This is a genomic window from Paenibacillus sp. FSL H7-0756, assembly GCF_038006765.1.
GTDB lineage: Bacteria > Bacillota > Bacilli > Paenibacillales > Paenibacillaceae > Paenibacillus_AQ.
Genome location: NZ_JBBOVT010000003.1, coordinates 1,492,776 through 1,512,954, shown reverse-complemented (window position 1 = coordinate 1,512,954; position 20,179 = coordinate 1,492,776). Strand labels below are relative to the sequence as shown.

Sequence of the window (20,179 nt, the reverse complement as noted above, 5' to 3'; positions counted from 1 at the left end):
GAATATACTCCGCTTACTCTTTATCTTCTTCCGCGCCTTCCGCATCTTCTTCAGGCTCTGGCGCGGGCTCGCGGTGGATGTTGATCCGGGTGATCCGCAGCCGGGTAGATTCCTCCACCTCGAAGGTGACATCGCCAACGACCACCTGCTTGCCCTTGGCCGGATTGCCCTCCAGCTCCTTGAACAGCCAGCCGCCGATGGAATCCACCTCGTCATCCTCGATCACGACGCCCGTAAGATCGTTGACGTCTTCAATCAGCATCCGGCCCTCCACGGAGATGTAATCCCCGTTGCGTTCCACGCTGGGTCGTTCATCCTCGAACTCGTCATGCAGATCGCCGACGATCTCCTCCAGGATCTCCTCAGCGGTCAGCAGCCCCGCCGTTCCGCCGTACTCGTCAACGACCAGCGTCAGCTGGGCCTTGTTCTTCTGCATCAGCCGGAGCGCATGGCTGATCTCCATCGATTCCGGCACGTTCAGAATCGGCCGGACCAGGGAAGCCAGATCATTCTGCTGCTCCGGCGGGGCGAACAACAGATCCGTGATATGGATGAAACCGATAATCCGGTCCTTATCCTCAAAGGCTACCGGATAACGCGAATGCTTCGTTTCTGTAATGATCCGCATGTTCTCCTCCAGCGGAAGATTGCTGTATAGTACATCCATATCGGTACGCGGCAGCATCACCTCACGGGCCAGCAGGTCCGAGAATTCGAAGATGTTATCCATCAGCTTCATCTCATCCTGGTCGATCACCCCGCTCTTCGCGCTCTGATTCATCAGAATGCGGATTTCCTCCTCTGAATGAGCAGCCTCGGCTTCACTGGCCGGCTCCACGCCGAACAGTCTCAGCAGTGCGTTCGCTGACGCATTCAGGACCCAGATGAAGGGCAGGAACAGATTATAGAAGAACATCAGCGGAGCGGACAACAGCAATGCTGAGCCTTCCGTTTTTTGAATAGCCAAAGATTTCGGTGCCAGTTCCCCCAGCACAATATGTAAGAACGTAATAATGGAGAAGCCGATAACCACAGATACCGTAGAGATTAACGTCTGGTCAGTAACACCGATCTGATACATCAGAGGCTCCACCAGCAGCTCAGAGATCGCCGGTTCCCCGACCCAGCCGAGTCCAAGAGAAGCGAGTGTAATCCCGAACTGGGTGGCCGACAGATACGAATCCAGCCGCTTGTTGACCTTCAGCGCATAGCCGGCCATTTTATTGCCTTCGCTGACCAGTTGGGTCAGACGGGACTGTCTGACCTTGACCAGCGAGAATTCCGCCGCAACGAAGATACCATTTAATAATACGAGCACCAGAACGAGCAAAAGATTAAGCACTAATCTTCCTATTTCAAATTCCGTATGCACTATAATAACGCCCCATTTCTACAAGGTGATCGCTTTTCTGGTTTTGAAATCGACCCCGGGATAATACATATCGGCTACGAGCAGGTTAGGCCCGCAGCAGCCTGCTGCATCACAGTAACAGTTCACTTGCTGATTCAAGGGATGCTTAGTCTGCCACTCGGTGAAAATGTCATCCAGCTTCGCGCTGCTGATATTGCCAAAAGCGGATATATCAGCGAAGTCCGTTACAAAGACGTCGCCAGTGAACAGGTTCACATTGACCCGGTTTCTTCCGTCCGGATCATTACGCAGCGTTACATTTTTCTCGCTGCGCAGTCTGCTCAGCAGCTGCTGGTCTTCCTCCAGGAAGCTGCAGGCGAAGAACGGCAGCGTGCCGAACAGCATCCACATCTCCGGGTCACGATGATCCAGGAGGGAATGAATCGCAGTATTCATCTCCCGGAGCGACAGCACAGGCAGCTTCGAAGCGAAGCTGGATGCGTACATCGGGTGTACCTCATGACGTCTTGCCCCCATGTCCCCAATCAGCCGGTGAATCTCGGGCAGCTTGGTGTGTGTACGGTAGTTGATCATCGACTCGGCAGAGATCAGCATTCCATCGCTGCTCAGCCGGCGGGAATTCTCCAGCATCGTGTCGTACAGCCGGTAGGCGGCCTCCTTCGAGACCAGGTGACCGCTGTTCGCGAAGCCCACCTCGTGGAAGTCATCGCCGTTCACATAGTTGAACGAGATATGCATAACGTCCAGATAAGGGAGCAGCTGCTCATAACGGGAATACGGCATGGTCAGATTCGAGTTGATCTGTGAACGGATACCCCGCTCCCGTGCATATTTCAGCAGCGGTACGATAGTATTCTCCACCGTTCCGGCACGGAACATCGGCTCCCCGCCGGTAATGCTGATGGTCTGCAGGTGCTCTACCTCCTCCAGACGCTTCAGCATCTGGGTCAAAGGCAGCAGCTCTCCCTCTTTCATCGTAAGGCTATCGCCGACAGCGCAATGCTCGCAGCGCATGTTGCACAGATTCGTGACCGTCATCTCTACACTGGTCAGTACATGCTGCCCGTATTCGCGGAGTGAAGTAATCGGGTCCCACGGATCATATTCCGGCGACAGCTCTTTTACAGGAATTATAGATGATGATGGCTCTAATATACTCATTTCTTAATGCTCCTTTAATGCTTATTCCTTATTATTAACCCAAAACAAAAGAAAAAGAACGATAACTTAAGCTATATCATACCACGACTACTCAAAAAAACAGCAAGGCAGAGAATACAGCTCCGCAATTCCTGCAGATACCCTATTCTCTCCTCGCTGCGCAGAACACCTATCCGGTACTTTTCACTACAGGTTCTCCCCCGTCCGTCACATCCACGATGACTACAGAGAGGGCTTTGCTGAGATCACGTTCATAGGGGGTAACCGTTTCGCCTTCGGGTCCGTTCAGTACCCGGACCACAGGCCGGTGCGGCGTGCTGGGATCAATCTTGACTACCACACCGCTCTCGCCGGAGCTGAGCTTCACCGTAAGCCCCAGCGGATAGATGGCCACGCGGTCTCTGAATAACTCCAGCTGCTTCTGCTCATACAAGGTTCCTGAGCCGACGTACAGCGCTTCTACCGCCTGATGGGGCAGCATGGCTTTTTTGTATATCCGGTTGGAGGTCATCGCATCATAGGAATCGGCTACCCCCAGCCATTTCGCATATTCATGGATCTGCGGACCCGTCAGACCGCGCGGATAGCCGGAACCGTCAATCCGTTCATGATGCTGCAAGGCACAGTGAGCTGCCAGCAGAGGAATATTCGGCTCTTCCTTGAGAATACGGTATCCGATCTCGGTATGCGCCTGCATATGACGGAACTCCTCTTCGCTGAGCATACCGGGCTTTTGTACAATTTTTACAGGAATCTGTGTCTTGCCGATATCATGCAGCAGCGCACCAAGCCCGATGACCCGCAGCTCTTCTTTGCTGTAGCCATGGGCAATGCCAAGCACCAGCGTATACAGGCATACGTTCAGGGAATGGACGTACAGATAATTGTCAGCCGTGTGCATGTCAAGCAGCATGATCATCGGGTCCTCCTGCAGGGACATATCGTCGAGGATGGAATCCATCACCTTGGAGAACTTCTTATCCAGATGATAAAAGCCTTTGGTAATCCCCGAGGCACCGGACATCTGCTGGAACTGGTTACGAATCACCTTGAGCGCCTGATTGCGCGTCTCATCCTGCAGCATTCCGGGGATCACAATATCCTCCGTGAGCGAATCCTCAATATAGATATAGCCGATATCGATTCTGGCGAGCCGCTTAATCAGGGAATCGGTAAGCTCCACTCCGTCCGCTAGCAGAACCAGCCCTTCATCATTATATATTTTTTTACCCAGCTTCATTCCCGGCTGAAGCCGATTGACGGATACTAGACGCAACTTGGCTCACTCCTGCCTTTAACGGTAAAATTGCTTATCTGTGATGCCAAGCTGAGAATCAACGCATAATAAACAGCCAGAAGGCGGCTGCGAGGATAAAGCGGTAGATAGCAAAATGCGTCGGTCTGATCTTCTGGATCATTCTCATGAACAGAACTACCACCACATAGGCCACGATGAAGGAAATAATGAAGCCGATGACAAAATACCCGATGGTCTCACTCGTGAAATTCTTGTACGAATCCAGTAGCTCATATCCCGAGGCCGCGCACATAATCGGAATCGCGATGAGGAAGGAGAAGTCGGCCGAAGCCTTGTAGCTCACCCCGCTCAGCATCCCCCCGGAAATTGTTGAGCCAGAGCGGGAGAACCCGGGCCAAAGGACGGAAATAATCTGGAAAAGTCCGATTGAGAGTGCCTGCCCGTAAGACAGATCATCCAGATCATGCGCCGTCACGCGGATCTTGCGTTTGTTGACCCATTCGGCAATGATCATCAGAATACCGCCTGCTACCAGCGCCCAGAGGACGGTGGATGCCCCGAAGAGGCTTTTAATAAAGTCCCTTGCAAAAAAAGCTACAGCGAGCGCAGGCACAATGCCAAGCAGCACATGAATCAGGTTCAGACGGGCTGCCGGCATTACGCCCCCTCTGTCTCTGCGGCCGAAGCCAAGCAGATTCACAATCCGCTGGCGGTAGACCAGCGCAATGGCCAGTATGGCCCCCAGCTGAATCACAATCTCATAAGTCTTCATAATCGAATCCTGCTCGTTAAATCCCAGAAGCTTAGTCGTTAGAATCATGTGTCCCGTCGAAGAAACCGGAATGAACTCCGTGATTCCTTCCACAATTGCCAGAATAATGGCTGTAATTGTATCCATATTACTCCTCCTGATCTAGTCAATGAAACCTGGTAATGCGTTAACTATCAATTTGATACTACATGGTGTGGATCATCAGGTGGATTGCCTCTCCCAGCGAACCGCTTCACACTCATCCAGACTCCCCGGCCGCTGCAGCTCCATCCGCAGCAGATCGCGCAGGAAATGAGGCAGCAAATAGACCGCCTCCCGGCCATTGGCTATACTCTCATAGCCTGTTCGGAACGTAAACATATCCAGCGTGCCAACACTATATACCTTGGTATCCTCCAGCTGCTCCCCGCCGGCAAAAATCGCAATACCGTTATCATAAGGCATGACCCTTGGATCGTACAAGATTTTTAATCCGTCCACAGCCAGGGTGCCCAGCATTTCTCCCCGGAAGCCGTATCCATAGATGACCTTATTGCGGAACTCTGCCATCAGACTCTGTTCCAGTGCAATGCGGATATCCTTGCCTGTCAGCTGTACTGTGCATGGGTTAATTGGAGAAGGACATAAGGCATGCAGCATGCCTGCGGTGATGTTGCCTTCCGGCAGCGGGCCGAGCAGCTGGCCTGTATTAACAAGTGAGATGGGGCTGCCTGTGAACTGGCGGACCGCCTGTGCCAGCAGGTTGCCAAAGGGGGACTCCCCTTGCAGATCCAGCGGCAGCATGCGGTCGCTGATGGCAACCGTCTCCTCCAGAGCCTCACGGCCGCGCTGCAGATGGATCGCTGACGCCGGAGCGATAAGCTCCTCCGTCAAGGCAGGATCGACTGCCGTGCAGCCTCCTTCGGCCAGGTGAAATGCTCCGCCTGGCTGCTCCCGCTCGAAAACCACCCGCCCGGCGTACCGGCCGAATTTGCCGGCGCCGCATACGGCTGTCCCGTTAATCATCTGCGGCTGCTCCAGCATATGGTGGGTGTGCCCGCCCAGAATGGCATGCACGCCTTCCAGCTTCTCTGCCAGCCTCTGGTCTGCGGGCAGCCCCAGATGTGACAGAATGATCACGATATCCACCTGCGGGGCAAGCAGCTGAACCTGCTCGCGCAGCGCCTCTTCCGGGTCCAGCACATCCCAGCCAAGCAAGGAATAGAAGGAGGTGAACGCCGCCGTTGCACCAGTTAGTCCAATCTTGATCCCGTCTTTCTCCAGAACCGCGCGGCGCTGCATCCAGTGCGGCGGCTCGCCGGTAGCGGACTCCAGGAAATTGCAGCATACTACAGGACACTGTAAGCCTGTGAATATGGCTGATAGCATCTCCTTGGAGAAGGTGAGGCCTTCGTTATTACCGATGGTGACTGCATCGTATCCGGTCAAATTCATAATATCGATGTTGGCCTGTCCCATCGTGCCTTCCGTCTCTACAGCAGCGCGGTCCATATGATCACCGATATCAAGCAGCAGCACCGGCTCCTCGCCCGCCGCTGCCTTCATCGAGGATATCACTGCCGCGAGCGGACTCATCATTTCAAAGTGGCTATGTATATCATTGGTATGAATAATGGTTAATCTTTGCGGCCCAGGCTTCATAAGCTGGCTTCCCTCCCACTTGTACAGCCGTTTATAAAGTAAGCGGCAGGCTTGTTCTGTTCTAGAGTTAGCATAACATTTTCAGACTCAATATGGTATATTGTAATCATTATAAGCTGTCCTAAGCTTAAGTCCAGAAAGGGTGAAGAACGCATGCATATCTCGATCCGGCTGTTCGCCGGTCTGGCCGAAATTATCGGCTCCTCCACTCTGGTCTTCCACGCCCATGAGTCCCCTGTAACAGCAGGCCGGCTGAAGGAACTCCTCTCCGCCTCCTATCCCGATGCCGCGCCGCAGATCAGTGTATCTCTGGTAGCCGTTGATCAGGAATATGCGCCTGATGATACGGATATTACCGAAGGCTCAGAGGTGGCCTTCATTCCGCCTGTGTCCGGCGGCTAACCGCACCGTTCTCCTTCCGCGAATCTGCACAGCTTCACATACACCATTGAATATTGCGGACTTTGTTGCTATGCTGTAAAAAATTGCTATAGTAAGGTGGCCTATTCATTGAGAGTACACGTGATGGATCTTAAACCGGGTGATCATCTGCGGATGGATACCTTCAGCTCCCGCGGGCTGCATGTACTCCCTAAGGGGTCACGGCTGCAAATGGAGGAAATCGCCAAGCTGATACAGCACGGCGTTGATTATGTAGATATTGAAGCGGTACAGGAAGAGCCCGCCCCTTCCAGCCGGACCTCAATCATTCAGGCCGCAGCCAGCAGCTTCGATACCACGATTGACGGTTTTGAGTCTCTATATATGGAAGCGCTCAGCAAAGGCAGCTTCAATCAATCCGTAGTGGATGATATTCTTCAGCCGACCTTGTCCACGCTGGACAAACATAAGGATGTAGTGACACTGCTGCTGCTGCTGGACAGGGAGGATAATTATACTTACAACCATTCCCTGCAGGTAGGCATGCTCTCTTATTATCTTGCCTCGTGGCTTGGATATTCCAAGACGGAATGCTATGAGATCGGACGTGCGGGATACCTGATCGATATCGGCAAATGCCGCATCTCCCCCGCCATCCTGAACAAACCCGGCAAATTAACACCTGAAGAATACGAAGAGATCAAATTACATACGGTTTACGGATACGAAATCATACAGAATTCCATGAACGATCCTTTCACAGCTCTGGTTGCCCTGCAGCATCATGAACGCGAGGACGGCTCCGGTTATCCCAAGCAGCTGACCAAGACAGATATTCATCCCTACGCCCAAATCGCAGCCGTTGCGGATATTTACAGCGCTATGACCACTCACCGGGTCTATCAGTCCAAGCAGGAGCTGATTTCCGTTCTGCGTGAGATCAACTCCCTCAGCTTCGGCAAACTGAACGGCAAACCGGTCCAGGCTTTCATCAATCACCTGATGCCTAACTTCATCGGCAAGCGCGTTCTGCTGAGCACCGGAGATATGGGTGTGATCGTGATGAACAACCCGCTGGATGTCTTCCGTCCGCTTGTACAGAGCGAAGGCAGGTTCCTTGACCTGTCACGCGAACGCACAATTGCCGTCGTTGAGATTTATATGGAGTAGCCTTACCTGAGCATTTTCACACGAAAGGGCTGTCCCGAGTGAGCCATTAATTGGCCAAGCCGGGACAGCCCTTATTCGTGAGTAATATGACAGCAGTCATAGCCCCAATACTTTTACCGGATGAGTGTGAGCAGCAGTTCGCCGCTAGGTACTTCTGTTCCTGTGCTCTTAAGCACATCAAGGTATTGTGCCGAGTTGGTGACAATCACCGGTGTCGCCGTTACAAATCCGGCCGCACGGATAGCTTCGAGGTCAAATTCAAGCAATAGCTGACCCTTGACCACCTTGTCGCCTTCCTTCACTTTTTTAGTAAAATGCTGACCCTTAAGCTTCACGGTGTTGACACCGACATGAATCAGCAGCTCCGCACCGCCGTCCGAAGTGATGCCGATAGCATGTCCTGTCGGGAATACAGTAGTTACTGTGCCGTTCACAGGGCTGGTTAAGATGCCCGAAGAAGGCTCAATTACAATGCCTTTACCCATGGCGCCGGAAGCAAAAGCTTCGTCAGGCAGAGTGCCCAGCGGATGCAGCATTCCCGCCAGCGGGCTTACAACCAGTTCTTTATCAATCAGCGTCGGTGTAGTCGTAACCGAAGTTCCTCCTGAGTTAACGGATGCCGCAGCATCTGTCTCAGGCTCCTTGTAGCCAAGCACTAATACCAGTACAGCGGCCAGTACAAAAGCTACCAGGATACCAATGACTACCCAGACAAATCCGGTGCCGAAATATGTCGGCAGGGCCAGCAGACCCGGCAGCGAGAAGGACAATGCTCTTGCGCCGCCTGTGGCGATAATCGCACCGCCAATAGCACCGGAGATGCAGGCGTAGATGAACGGTTTTTTGAGCTTCAGGGTAACACCGTAAATCGTCGGTTCTGTAATTCCGAAGACTGCCGACAGGGTGGAGGAACCAGCGAGCGCCTTAAGCTGCGGGTTCTTCGATTTCAGGAATACGCCGAATACAGCTCCGGCCTGTGACAGGACGGCCGCACTGAGAATAGGCAGCATGGTATCCTGTCCCAAGGTAGCAATATTGCTGAGCATGATCGGCACGAAGCCCCAGTGTACCCCGAAGATTACGAATACCTGCCAGAACGCCCCGGCAATCGCTCCGGCCACCAGCGGACTGAGGTTGTACAGCCAAGTGTAGCCGGAAGCCAATCCGTCACTGATCAGGGAGCCTACCGGTCCGAAGGCCAGGAACGTCAGCGGAATCACAATGAGAAGTGCGAACATGGGAACAAGAATATTGCGCACCGACTCATGAATGAACGAACGGAACCATTTTTCCACATAGGATTGCACCCATACCGCCAGAATAATCGGGATCACGCTGGAGGAATAGTTGATCAGTACGATCTTGATCCCCAGGAAGTGCAGCGGGTCAGGCGAGCCTACGGCCGCAATGACTGCGGGATAGATCAGGGCTCCGGCTATGGCAATCGACACGAACTGATTCGCCTTGAATTTACGCGCTGCTGTAACCGCAAGGAAGACAGGCAGGAAATAGAATACACTGTCGGCAGCCGCATTGAGGATCATGTAAGTGCCGCTGGCAGCGCTGATCCACTCCAGGGACAGAATCAGAGCCAGCAAGCCCTTGAGAATCCCTGCTCCGGCCAGTGCTCCAAGGATCGGCGAGAAAATGCTTGAGATAATGTCTACCGCTTTGCCTAGAACGCCGGTACTCTCCGAGCTCTCGTCGCCGCCGCTTTTCTCCGCATCCTGAAGCGAGGTTTCCTTCATAATCTGCTCGAATACCTGGCTGACATTGTTGCCGATAACCACCTGGAATTGTCCGCTGTTCTCGACGACTGTAATGACTCCCGGCGTTTTTTCCAGCGCTGCTTTATTGGCTTTGCTGTTATCCTTCAGCTTGAATCTTAAGCGTGTGGCACAATGGAAGACAGAATTCACATTTCCTTCTCCGCCAACGAGTGTGATAATTTGTTTGGATAAGTCTTTATTGCTCATTTGGGTTTGCTCCTTTTGAGATCTGTAATATAAGCATCGCTGCAGAGGCGAATGGTGCCAGCGTATTCTATTTGTTCCCCTCTGCAAACAAGAAAAACCTGAACTCAAGGCAAAAAAAGACGTTAGTACACGCTTTTTTGCCATCAGCTCAGGTTTTGCCTGCATAACCAGTTACACCCTGACAGATGATATGAAAATATATGAAATATTGTAGTCTTACGTATGTTATGTGTTACATGTTACGTGTTACTCCAGGTTATTGCGTTCAGTTACACGCTGAATGTGAATCGTCAAATAGACATATTCGTCCTTGCTGAGGCTCTGACCATGCGATTTCTCCAGATATTCATTGATCTTGCCTACGCATTCGAAAGCCTTGACATAGGTAACTCTCACCTGGTTGTACAGGAACTCTTCCCCGCTATTATTGGTCTCCTTCTTCAGCACCCGCATGGAAAAATACTGCAGATGGGTCAGGAACCGCGAGTAGTTAAGTGAGGTCTCGTCCAGCACCACCTTATAATGATAGGTAACGATGTTCAGAATATTCTGAACGATCTCTGTCATCTTGATCGTCGATCTTACCTCCGTGCCATCCATCCTGGCATTGACCAGGTGAAGGGCAATGAATCCGGCTTCATCCTCACCCAGCGAGAGGCCGGTGGTCTGTTCAATCATCTTCAGGGCATCCAGCCCGATCCCGAATTCCTTCCGGTAAAAGCGCTTGATCTCAAACAGCATCGCATTCTTCAGCTGAATCCCCTTCTCAAAACGCTCCAGCGCGAAATGGATATGATCCGTCAGCGTAAGATAGAGATTATCGTTCAGCTCCGTGTGCAGCACTCCACTCGCGTAGGTGACGATGCTGCTGGCCAGCTCCAGGTGAGCTACGGGAATATCATTCAGCAGTTCAGTTAGCCGGGCGGTGAATTCATTCTCGTTCAGCAGAAAAATCTTATCCACCTTAGCAGGATCAACATAATCCCCCGCCACCTTATTGAAGGAAATTCCTCTGCCCATCACAATAACCTCCTTGCCCTTCTGGTTCTTGGTCAGGAGCACATTATTGTTCAGCACCTTCTCGATAATCATCTCTATTCACCTCCTGATGTGTAGTTTGTACAAAAAAAGCCTAAGTTGATCCCAATATCATTCGTAAAATGATACTCGCATCAGCTTAGGCATTGCCCGCGTTACCGGTCACAATCCTGTATTACTGCTATTGTAGCATAAATAAAAGCGATTTCAAGAACTTTATTTATTCTAAAGATCTGAATATTCATATTAGGCTTCATTCCGGTTTGAAACCGGCTCTCGAGGGCCACGCTAATAGCAGACAGTAATCCAAGGAGGAGATATGATGCTTGCGGTTCATCAGCGCCTTGCCGAGTTATATACCCTGAGTCTGAAGCGTCCGCTGGCTCCGGCAGAGCAAGACGAGCTTCAGCACTGCCTGCATGTCAACACCGTTTACTGCTGGGAAATGGCCCGTCTCCATATCGAAGCCCTGCTGGCAGCGGATACTCATGATACCGGGTGGCAACAAGAGATCAGCGCGCAGCTGCTGGAGGTCCGGGTAAGCGGGAAGCCGGGGAAAAGGTCTTGATGGAAAGGAACTCAGCGCGCCACCTATACTTTCCAGCACATAAAAACAGCAGCCCATCCCCACATCGGGGCCAGGCTGCTGTATCTGCTTCTACAGGTGCTTCTATAAGAAGCGGAACTGTGCTTCAATTAAACCGTTATAAATGCCGTCATGCTTGGTCAGCTCGGCATGATTGCCTTCTTCCTTAATCTCGCCGTGATCCAGCACTACAATCTTATCCGCATGACGGATGGTCGAGAGCCGGTGGGCGACGATGAAGGAGGTCCGGCCTTGAAGCAGCAGCTTCAGCGCTTCCTGAATCTTGATCTCCGTCTCTGTATCGATGCTGGCGGTCGCTTCATCGAGGATCAGAATCCGCGGATCGGCCAGCAGCGCCCGGGCGAAGGACAGCAGCTGGCGTTGTCCCATGGACAGTGCGCTTCCCCGCTCCTCGACTTCGGTATCATAGCCGGCAGGCAGCTTGACGATGAAATCATGGGCGTCTACGGCCTTGGCGGCCGCTTCAATCTCTTCGTCCGTAGCATCCAGCCGTCCGAAGCGGATGTTGTCGCGGATCGTTCCCGAGAAGATGAAGGTATCCTGTAAAACAATCCCGATCTGTTCGCGCAGACTCTGGAGGGTAACATCGCGGACATCCCGCCCGTCAATGGTGATGCCGCCGCTCTTGATATCATAGAACCGGCCGATCAGGTTGATGATCGTGCTTTTGCCGGAGCCGGTATGTCCTACGAGAGCAATGGATTGGCCTGCCTGGACATCCAGGTTAATGCCCTTAAGGGCCGCACGGCCCTTCTCATATTCAAACACAACATTATCGAAGTGAATATCTCCCTTAATCTTGGATAGCGGGGTCGCTCCCGGTTTATCCTGAACCGCAGGCTGCTCATCGAGATACTCGAAGATCCGCTCGGAGGAAGCCATTGCAACCAGCAGCTGATTGTACATCTGTCCCAGCCGGTTGATCGGGTCCCAGAAGTTGCTGACATAACTGCTGAAGGCAACCAGGAAGCCAACCGTAAGCTCTCCCGACTGAATCAGGTAAGCCCCGAACCAGAAGAGAATCATCGTTCCGAAGCCGCCGGTGACTTCAATGATCGGACCAAACGCCTGGTTCATGGCCGAGGCCTTGTTCCACGATTTCCGGCTGTCCATATTCATGGCATCGAAATAATGCATGTTCTCTTCTTCCTGAGTGTAGGCCTGTGTGACACGGATCCCTTGAATGGACTCATTCAGATGGGAGTTGATCCGCGAGTTCTTCATGCGCACATCCTGCCAGGCAATTCGGATTCTCTGCCGCAGCTTGGTCGAGATCAGGAACATAATAGGCACCGTAATCATCACGGCCAGCCCCAGCTTCCAGTTGATCAGCAGCAGAATAATCATAATACCGAACAGCTGCACACAGTCAATCATCAGATTGACGACCCCGTTGGTGAACAAATCCTGCAGCGAGTTGATATCATTGGTCACCCGGACGAGGACTGATCCGGCCGGACGTTTATCGAAGAAGTTGAAGGACAACTTCTGGATATGCCGGAACAGGTCCGAGCGCAGGTCATAAATCACCCGCTGGCCGATCACATTCGTATATTTGATCCGGTATACGCCGGCAATCCATTGAATCAGATACAGAATGATAACACTGGCTGTTAATGTGTAGAGCAGTGTCAAGCTGGTGTTTCCGTCTTTTGGAGCAATCGCTTTATCAATCGCCATACTGGTCAGGAACGGAACTGTCAGCTTGGTAATCGTGCCCAGAATCATCATAATTGAGACCAGCGGCAGCATCTGCCTTGCATATGGCTTCATATAGCTGAATAAGCGGGTGAACTGCTTCCAGTCAAAAGCCTTGTCAATCACATCATCGTCTTTATAGATAAAACGTTCTTCAAGCGTCTGTTCTTCAACCTTACTGTTGTCGGTATTTAATACACCGTCAGCAGTCTGCTTGGAGGTCTCAAGACTCATGCCGGATCACCTGCCTCTCGTCCGTTATCCCTGGCTAAATAATCGGCGTACTGAATCCGGTACACATCCTGATAAGGCCCCGGGACCGCGATCAGTTCCTGATGGGTGCCCTGCTGGACCATTCTACCTTCATTCATGACAATGATCTGATCGGCATGGCGCAGGGAAGATATCCGATGGGCAATAATCAAGGTCGTCCGTCCGCGCATAACCTCCTGGAAGCCGGCCTGAATCTCATGCTCCGTCTCCATATCTACCGCACTGGTCGCATCATCCAGAATAAGAATCCGCGGATTCTTCAGCAGTGCGCGGGCGATGGCAATGCGCTGCTTTTGACCGCCCGAGAGACCCATCCCGCGCTCCCCGACTACGGTATCGTAGCCTTCCGGCATCTCCATAATGAAGTCATGCGCTTTTGCCAGCTCGGCGGCACGGATGATCTCATCCATGCTGACATTCTTCAGTCCATAAGAGATATTATTGCGGATTGATGAGGAGAACAGAAAGGTCTCCTGGAACACCGTCGATATTTGCGAACGCAGACTGCGGACCTGGAATTCGCGGATATCCACACCGTCGAGCTTGATACTCCCCTGATTCACATCATAGGCACGCATCATCAGCTGGGTAATCGTGGATTTACCGGACCCCGTTCCGCCAAGGAAGCCAATGACCGCACCGGGCTCGGCATGGAAATGAATATCCTTGACTGCCGGCATTTTGTTTCCGTAAGCGAAGGTGACATGGTCGAACTCCACCTCTCCCTTCACTTCAGCTGCAACAAGCTCGCGGGCATTCTCTTTATCTTTTACATGAATCTGCTGATTTAGCACTTCCAGCACACGTTCGCCGGAGGCTTTCGACTGGGTATAGTTGTTGATGTGGAACCCAAGTCCCCAGACCGGACCGATGATGTACCAGATCAGGCTGAAGAACGCAACCAGCTCACCCAGCGACATCTGCTTGTTAATAACCAGTGTACCGCCGACACCCAGCAGAATAGCTACACTGACCGAAGCCAGCAGTTCCATGAACGGGAAGAATTTACTCCACAGCTCGGCCGCAAAAATCTGATTATCTTTATAACGTTCATTACGGTGTGAGAATTTCTCAACTTCGTAGGCCTCTCTGGCAAACGATTTGACCGTTCTTACCCCGGTGACATTCTCCTGTACAGCCGTTGTCAGGGAACTTAACGCCAGGCGCATCTCCTGAAAGGCCGGATGAATCTTGGATTCAAATCTGAGTGCAACTACCGCCAGAAACGGCATTGTGATCAGAGTAACCAGCGTCAGCTGCCAATTGATGGTGAACATCATAATGGAGCCGAACAGAACCATGAAGAACACATTCAGCAATTGGGCAAATCCGAAGCCGATGAACATGCGGATTGCTTCCAAATCCCCGGTCAGCCGGGACATCAGGTCACCTGTCTTCGCCGTATCATAATACCGGAAGGACAGAAATTGCAGCTTCTCATAACAGGCATTGCGCAGCCGGTAAGCCAGGAAATTCCCCAGCCGTCCGCCGAAAAATCCATGGGCAAACTGCAGGCACGCCTTGACAATAATGACAGCAAGCACACTGAGAGCGAGTACGGGCACCTCAGTAAACTTTAGGGGAACAATAACATCATCGATCAATCTCCTTAACAAATTGGGGGTTATAAGCCCCACTGCAGTTGCGGCCGCCAAACATACAATCGACAGAATCAGATAGTGCAGCTTCTCCCGATAAAAGCCCCGCAGTTGCCTGAGAACATCCATATCTCTCCTCCTTAAAGCTTTACGAAGTAAAGCTGGCTCCGTAAGCATAAACTTAGCTTTACGAAGTAACCTCCTCGTAAGCATAAACTTAGCTTTACGAAGTAACCTGCTCCGTAAGCAAGAACTTAGCCTCTAAATATCGCACCGTAAGCCAGCTTTTTTAGCGCTTCCAATTTAGTGACTTTAAGCAGTTTATCATCCCTAATTTAATGCGGCAAAGGGGAGAAACCACCGTTTTCCCTCTTTTTTCGGAATAAACAGGGCTTAAGCAGGGGCTAAAGGACGCCCGTCGTTTTAAATGCTGCTATTTCCTCGCAAATACTGCTCAATTAAGATATAGCAAGATTCAACGACGCGAAGCAGCTTTTTGGAAGCCTAATAAAAGGTATTTTATGTATTTTCATTGCGTAATGGCCTCTGAAGAGGACTGAAATTCCGCTAATCGGGAAAATCAGCAGTATTTACTCAGCAATCGGACTTAGGTTCCTTTATTTCACAGACCGTCCCTGTTTTAACATCTCTAAAGACAATATAAGGGAAACTCAGTCCGTTTCAGCACCAATATGAGCTTTTTTGAAGAAATAAGAGCTTCTCAGTCCGCCTCATCCCTACTACAGAAAAAACTCAAGCAGCCCTAATAAAACACAAAAATGCCCACAGACCTTTGACCAACCTGCATCAAAGTTCTGTGGACACTCACTAATTATAGGTTTGAGTATTGGAGGAAGCTTCCGGTTACCCGATACTGCCTTCCATTTCGAACTTGATCAATCTGTTCATCTCGACCGCATATTCCATCGGCAGCTCTTTAGTGAACGGCTCGATGAAGCCCATGATAATCATCTGCGTGGCATCGGCTTCGGAGAGACCGCGGCTCATGAGGTAGAATAGCTGCTCCTCAGATACCTTGGAGACCGTCGCTTCATGCTCAAGCACAATGTTATCGTTCATGATCTCATTGTAAGGAATCGTGTCCGAGGTGGACTCGTTATCCAGAATGAGTGTATCGCATTTGATATTGGATTTCGCACCTTCTGCCTTGCGGCCGAAGGAGGCGAGTCCGCGGTAAGTAACCTTGCCGCCGTGCTTGCTGATCGACTTGGAGACAATCGTAGAGGTGGTGTCTGGTGCCAAGTGAATCATTTTGGCGCCTGCATCCTGATGCTGGTCCTTGCCCGCTACTGCGATGGATAATACAGAACCCTTTGCTCCACGGCCCTTAAGCACCACTGCCGGATATTTCATCGTCAGCTTGGAGCCGATGTTGCCGTCTACCCATTCCATGGTAGCATTCTCTTCAGCAACCGCACGTTTGGTAACGAGGTTATAGATGTTCGGTGCCCAGTTCTGGATGGTTGTATAACGGACACGTGCATTCTTCATACACAGAATCTCAACCACGGCGCTGTGCAGCGAGTTCGTGCTGTAGATCGGGGCAGTACAGCCTTCAACGTAATGCACGAAGCTGTCTTCGTCTGCCAGAATCAGAGTACGCTCGAATTGTCCCATGTTCTCGGAGTTGATGCGGAAGTAAGCCTGCAAAGGAACTTCACACTTCACACCCTTCGGAACATAGATGAAGCTGCCCCCTGACCATACAGCACTGTTAAGTGCGGCGAACTTGTTGTCAGCAGGAGGAATGATCGTACCGAAGAACTTCTTGAACAGTTCCGGGTGATCACGCAGCGCGGAATCCGTATCCGTGAAGATAACACCCTGATCTTCAAGGTTCTTCTGCATGCTGTGATAGACTACCTCTGATTCATACTGTGCAGAGACACCTGCAAGGAACTTCTGCTCCGCTTCCGGAATCCCCAGCTTGTCGAAGGTCTCCTTAATCTCGGAAGGAACTTCCTCCCAGGTCTTGCCCTGTTTCTCGGAAGGTCTTACGTAATATTGAATATCCTCGAAATCCAGATCGTCCAGATTGCCGCCCCATTTAGGCATAGGCATCTTGCGGAATTGCTCCAGGGATTTCAGCCGGAATTCCAGCATCCATTCCGGCTCGTTTTTGATCGCGGAGATTTCCCGGACGATTTCTTCCGTGAGTCCTTTACCAGACTGAAATATCGACTTGTGCTCGTCACGGAACCCATACTGGTATTCCTCCATATCAGGCGCTTTCTTAGCCATGGTGTCAGCCTCCTTGAGTGTAATGTTATTGATGAGCTTTTTTTACGTTTCTATGCCTTTGCGAAGCGCGTTCCAGGCCAGAGTGGCACATTTGATCCGCGCCGGAAATTTATTTACACCGGACAGGGCTTCAATATCTTCGTAATCTCCGAAATCTGCTTCCTCACCCTTCATTAGAGAGGAGAAGCTGTCGGCCATCTCAAGCGCATGCGCTACTGTCTGGCCTTTGACCGCTTCCGTCATCATCGAAGCCGACGACATGCTGATCGAACAGCCTTCGCCGCTGAAACGGGCGTCCTGGACAACGCCATCCTCCACCTTAAGCTGAAGCGTAATACGGTCGCCGCAGGTAGGGTTATTGAGCTCGATCTTAAGTACGTCGTCTTCAAATGAGCCGCGATTCCGGGGATTTTTGTAATGATCCATAATTACGCGTCTATATAAGTCATCCAAGTTCATAGCTGAAATACTCCTTTGCCTTAAGTAAGGCTTGAACCAGTGCGTCTACATCCTGCTCTGTATTATACAGGTAGAAGCTTGCCCGGGCGGTGGAGCTGACCTCCAGCCAGCGCATGAGCGGCTGGCAGCAATGATGCCCCGCTCGGACAGCCACGCCTTCCGCATCCAGCACGGTGGCCACATCATGCGGATGGACATCACCCAGGTTGAAGGTGACTACCCCCACCTGACGGTTGCGGGGACCATAGATCGTCAGATCACTGACCTCTGACAGCCTCTGCTCCGCATATGCGGCAAGCTGCATTTCGTGGCGGTGGATCTCATCCATCCCGACCTCCTGGAGGAAATCAATCGCTGCCCCTAAGCCGACGGCACCTGCAATAATCGGTGTTCCGCCTTCGAACTTCCACGGCAGCTCCTTCCAGGTGGACTCATACAGCCCGACATCATCGATCATCTCGCCGCCAAATTCAACCGGCTCCATAGCTTCCAGCAATGCCTTCTTGCCATAGAGAGCCCCGATACCCGTAGGCGCAAGCATCTTGTGCCCGGACAAGGCGTAGAAATCGCAATCCAGGTCCTGCACATCTACCTTCATATGCGGTGTGCTCTGTGCCCCATCCACAACGATTACTGCACCGTTCCGGTGGGCAATGGCTGCAAGCTCTTTGATAGGATGGGTAACCCCCATGACATTGGATACATACGCTATGGCTACGATCTTCGTCCGGGCAGTAATCGTCTGCTCGGCATCCTCCAGCGTAATCGTCCCGTCCTTCTGCAGCGGCAGGAATTTCAGGGTGGCCCCGGTGTTCTTGGCCAGCTGCTGCCAGGGAATGAAATTGCTGTGATGCTCCATCTGGGTGATCACGATCTCATCCCCTTCCTTCAGGACGGAAGGACCGTATGAGGAAGCTACAATATTGAGTGCGGTCGTTGTCCCGCGTGTGAAGATGATTTCCTTCACACTGCGGGCATTAATGAAGTTCTTCAGCTTCTCGCGGGCGCCTTCATACGCATCGGTTGCCCGGCTCCCCAGGGTATGTACCCCGCGGTGTACGTTGGCATTATCCCATTCATAGTAAGACTTGACCGCCTCAATGACCTGGCGCGGCTTCTGTGAAGTGGCCGCACTGTCCAGGTAGACGAGCGGATGGCCGTTGATCTTCTGGTTCAGGATGGGAAACTGCTCCCGGATCTGACTGCTAATCATTGGCCTAACTTCCTTTCCACAAGAGATTGGAGCTGATTGCGCAGTCCCTCCAGTGGAATTTGCGACACAACAGGTGCAAGGAAGCCGTAAATGATCAGTGTTTCTGCGTCATGCCGCGATAATCCCCGGGACATCAGGTAATAGACTTGCTCGTAATTGACCTGTCCTACGGAAGCGGCATGGCCTGCGGTAACATCATCTTCATCTATAAGCAAAATCGGGTTGGCGTCTCCGCGCGCTTTGGGGCTTAGCATCAGAACCTTCTCTGTCTGCTGTCCGTCAGCTCTGGTAGCGCCCTTCTCGATCTTCGTAATTCCGTTAATAATCGAGGTTGCTGAATCCCGCATAACAGCACGGGTAATCATATCACTCGGTGTATTCCGTCCGAAATGCTGCGCCTGTGTAGTATAGCTCAGCTTCTGCGAGCCGGAGCCTACAGCAATGACCTTCGCATCTGAGCTTGAGCCATTACCCTTAAGCACCGACTTGGTATCGCTGGCCGTATCGCCGTAGTTCATCTCACCGATGATCCATTCAATAGTACCGTCATTCTCCACAACGGCGCGGCGGTAAGTAATATCTGTAGTATCCTGTCCGAGCTGATGTACCGTAGCGTATCTCACTGTAGCGCCAGCACCGACGAAGACCTCAACCGCTCCGTTATGCAGACCTGCTTCCGACTTATCCGATACATAGTTATCCACGTAAGTCACGGAACTATTCGTGTCGGCTACAATCAGAATATGCGGTACAAAAGCAGCTTCAGCGTCATCCGTGAGCAGCACCGCCTGCAGCGGAGTCTCGAGGATGACATTCTTCGGAACATAGAGGAATACCCCGCCGTTCCATAATGCTGCATGCAACGCGGCGATGGAGTGCTCTTCAGGCAATACTGCTTTATGCAGATAACGCTGAACAAGGTCTCCATGCTCTCTGACTGCACTCTGCAAGTCGGTGAAAATAACGCCTTGCGCAGCCAGCTCCGGAGCCAGACGGGCATACACAGCCCCTGAATTCCGTTGAATAATCAGGCTGCCTTCCTCTTGTCCTTCAATCAGCCCGGCAATAGAGGCCGGTGCATCCTGAAGTGCCGCCAGCGCCTGGCTTGGCTTGTATTCCCCATAGTTGTTGATATTCCAGCGGTCAACCCGCGTCTTCTCCAGCTTCGGCAGATCAAGCTCAGCGGCAAGACCCAGAGCCTTCAAGCGGCTGTCCTTCAGCCAGCCCGGTTCGCCGCTGCTCTGCGACTGTGCGCTGAGCTGCTGGGCGTCCACGGGAAGTATGGTTTGCGTCGTCATAA

Annotated in this window: 16 protein-coding genes; 3 read left to right on the top strand and 13 right to left on the bottom strand. The window is 51.9% G+C overall.

What is annotated here, in order from left to right; all coding sequences use genetic code 11:
* Positions 1-13: 13 nt before the first annotated feature.
* The 5 genes from NST04_RS32395 to NST04_RS32375 form a co-directional block, all read right to left on the bottom strand.
* Positions 14-1,372 carry a hemolysin family protein gene (locus tag NST04_RS32395; protein WP_445667967.1) on the bottom strand — a complete coding sequence of 453 codons (1,359 nt, stop codon included), beginning with the start codon at positions 1,370-1,372 and terminating at the stop codon, positions 14-16.
* An 18-nt stretch (positions 1,373-1,390) separates the two neighbouring features.
* Positions 1,391-2,533 carry a radical SAM/CxCxxxxC motif protein YfkAB gene (gene yfkAB / locus NST04_RS32390; protein WP_341187884.1) on the bottom strand — a complete coding sequence of 381 codons (1,143 nt, stop codon included), beginning with the start codon at positions 2,531-2,533 and terminating at the stop codon, positions 1,391-1,393.
* A gap of 169 nt (positions 2,534-2,702) precedes the next feature.
* Positions 2,703-3,809, bottom strand: a complete 1,107-nt coding sequence (locus tag NST04_RS32385; RefSeq protein WP_341187883.1) for an HD-GYP domain-containing protein — start codon at positions 3,807-3,809, stop codon at positions 2,703-2,705.
* Positions 3,810-3,867: 58 nt separating this feature from the next.
* Positions 3,868-4,689 carry an undecaprenyl-diphosphate phosphatase gene (locus tag NST04_RS32380; protein WP_036692810.1) on the bottom strand — a complete coding sequence of 274 codons (822 nt, stop codon included), beginning with the start codon at positions 4,687-4,689 and terminating at the stop codon, positions 3,868-3,870.
* Between the two features lie 75 nt (positions 4,690-4,764).
* Positions 4,765-6,204: a bifunctional metallophosphatase/5'-nucleotidase gene (locus tag NST04_RS32375; RefSeq protein WP_341187882.1), complete on the bottom strand. Its 1,440-nt coding sequence runs from the start codon at positions 6,202-6,204 to the stop codon at positions 4,765-4,767.
* Between the two features lie 153 nt (positions 6,205-6,357).
* Between NST04_RS32375 and moaD the strand changes: the two genes are divergently transcribed.
* Positions 6,358-6,606, top strand: coding sequence for a molybdopterin converting factor subunit 1 (gene moaD, locus NST04_RS32370; RefSeq protein ID WP_340755251.1), 249 nt, complete (start codon positions 6,358-6,360; stop codon positions 6,604-6,606).
* Between the two features lie 108 nt (positions 6,607-6,714).
* A complete protein-coding gene (locus NST04_RS32365; RefSeq protein ID WP_341187881.1) occupies positions 6,715-7,755 on the top strand; it encodes an HD-GYP domain-containing protein in 1,041 nt (346 codons plus the stop codon).
* Positions 7,756-7,868: 113 nt separating this feature from the next.
* Here the strand turns inward: NST04_RS32365 and NST04_RS32360 are convergent, their stop codons facing one another.
* Positions 7,869-9,731 carry a beta-glucoside-specific PTS transporter subunit IIABC gene (locus NST04_RS32360; RefSeq protein WP_341187880.1) on the bottom strand — a complete coding sequence of 621 codons (1,863 nt, stop codon included), beginning with the start codon at positions 9,729-9,731 and terminating at the stop codon, positions 7,869-7,871.
* A gap of 246 nt (positions 9,732-9,977) precedes the next feature.
* On the bottom strand, positions 9,978-10,823 hold the full coding sequence (licT, locus tag NST04_RS32355) for a BglG family transcription antiterminator LicT (protein ID WP_341187879.1): 846 nt from the start codon (positions 10,821-10,823) through the stop codon (positions 9,978-9,980).
* Positions 10,824-11,091: 268 nt separating this feature from the next.
* Here licT and NST04_RS32350 point away from each other — a divergent pair, with 268 nt between their 5' ends.
* A complete protein-coding gene (locus NST04_RS32350; protein WP_341187878.1) occupies positions 11,092-11,337 on the top strand; it encodes a DUF7667 family protein in 246 nt (81 codons plus the stop codon).
* Positions 11,338-11,439: 102 nt separating this feature from the next.
* Here the strand turns inward: NST04_RS32350 and NST04_RS32345 are convergent, their stop codons facing one another.
* The 6 genes from NST04_RS32345 to sufD form a co-directional block, all read right to left on the bottom strand.
* Positions 11,440-13,308, bottom strand: coding sequence for an ABC transporter ATP-binding protein (locus tag NST04_RS32345; RefSeq protein ID WP_341187877.1), 1,869 nt, complete (start codon positions 13,306-13,308; stop codon positions 11,440-11,442).
* A complete protein-coding gene (locus NST04_RS32340; RefSeq protein ID WP_341187876.1) occupies positions 13,305-15,074 on the bottom strand; it encodes an ABC transporter ATP-binding protein in 1,770 nt (589 codons plus the stop codon). The genes NST04_RS32345 and NST04_RS32340 overlap by 4 nt, the downstream gene beginning before the upstream one ends.
* A gap of 735 nt (positions 15,075-15,809) precedes the next feature.
* On the bottom strand, positions 15,810-17,207 hold the full coding sequence (gene sufB, locus NST04_RS32335) for a Fe-S cluster assembly protein SufB (protein ID WP_341187875.1): 1,398 nt from the start codon (positions 17,205-17,207) through the stop codon (positions 15,810-15,812).
* A 42-nt stretch (positions 17,208-17,249) separates the two neighbouring features.
* Complete coding sequence (gene sufU, locus NST04_RS32330) at positions 17,250-17,666, bottom strand: Fe-S cluster assembly sulfur transfer protein SufU (RefSeq protein WP_341187874.1); 417 nt, start codon at positions 17,664-17,666, stop codon at positions 17,250-17,252.
* Positions 17,653-18,879, bottom strand: a complete 1,227-nt coding sequence (locus tag NST04_RS32325; protein ID WP_341148910.1) for a cysteine desulfurase — start codon at positions 18,877-18,879, stop codon at positions 17,653-17,655. Before NST04_RS32325 ends, sufU begins: the two co-directional genes overlap by 14 nt.
* Positions 18,876-20,177 carry a Fe-S cluster assembly protein SufD gene (sufD, locus tag NST04_RS32320; RefSeq protein WP_341187873.1) on the bottom strand — a complete coding sequence of 434 codons (1,302 nt, stop codon included), beginning with the start codon at positions 20,175-20,177 and terminating at the stop codon, positions 18,876-18,878. The genes NST04_RS32325 and sufD overlap by 4 nt, the downstream gene beginning before the upstream one ends.
* Positions 20,178-20,179: the final 2 nt, after the last annotated feature.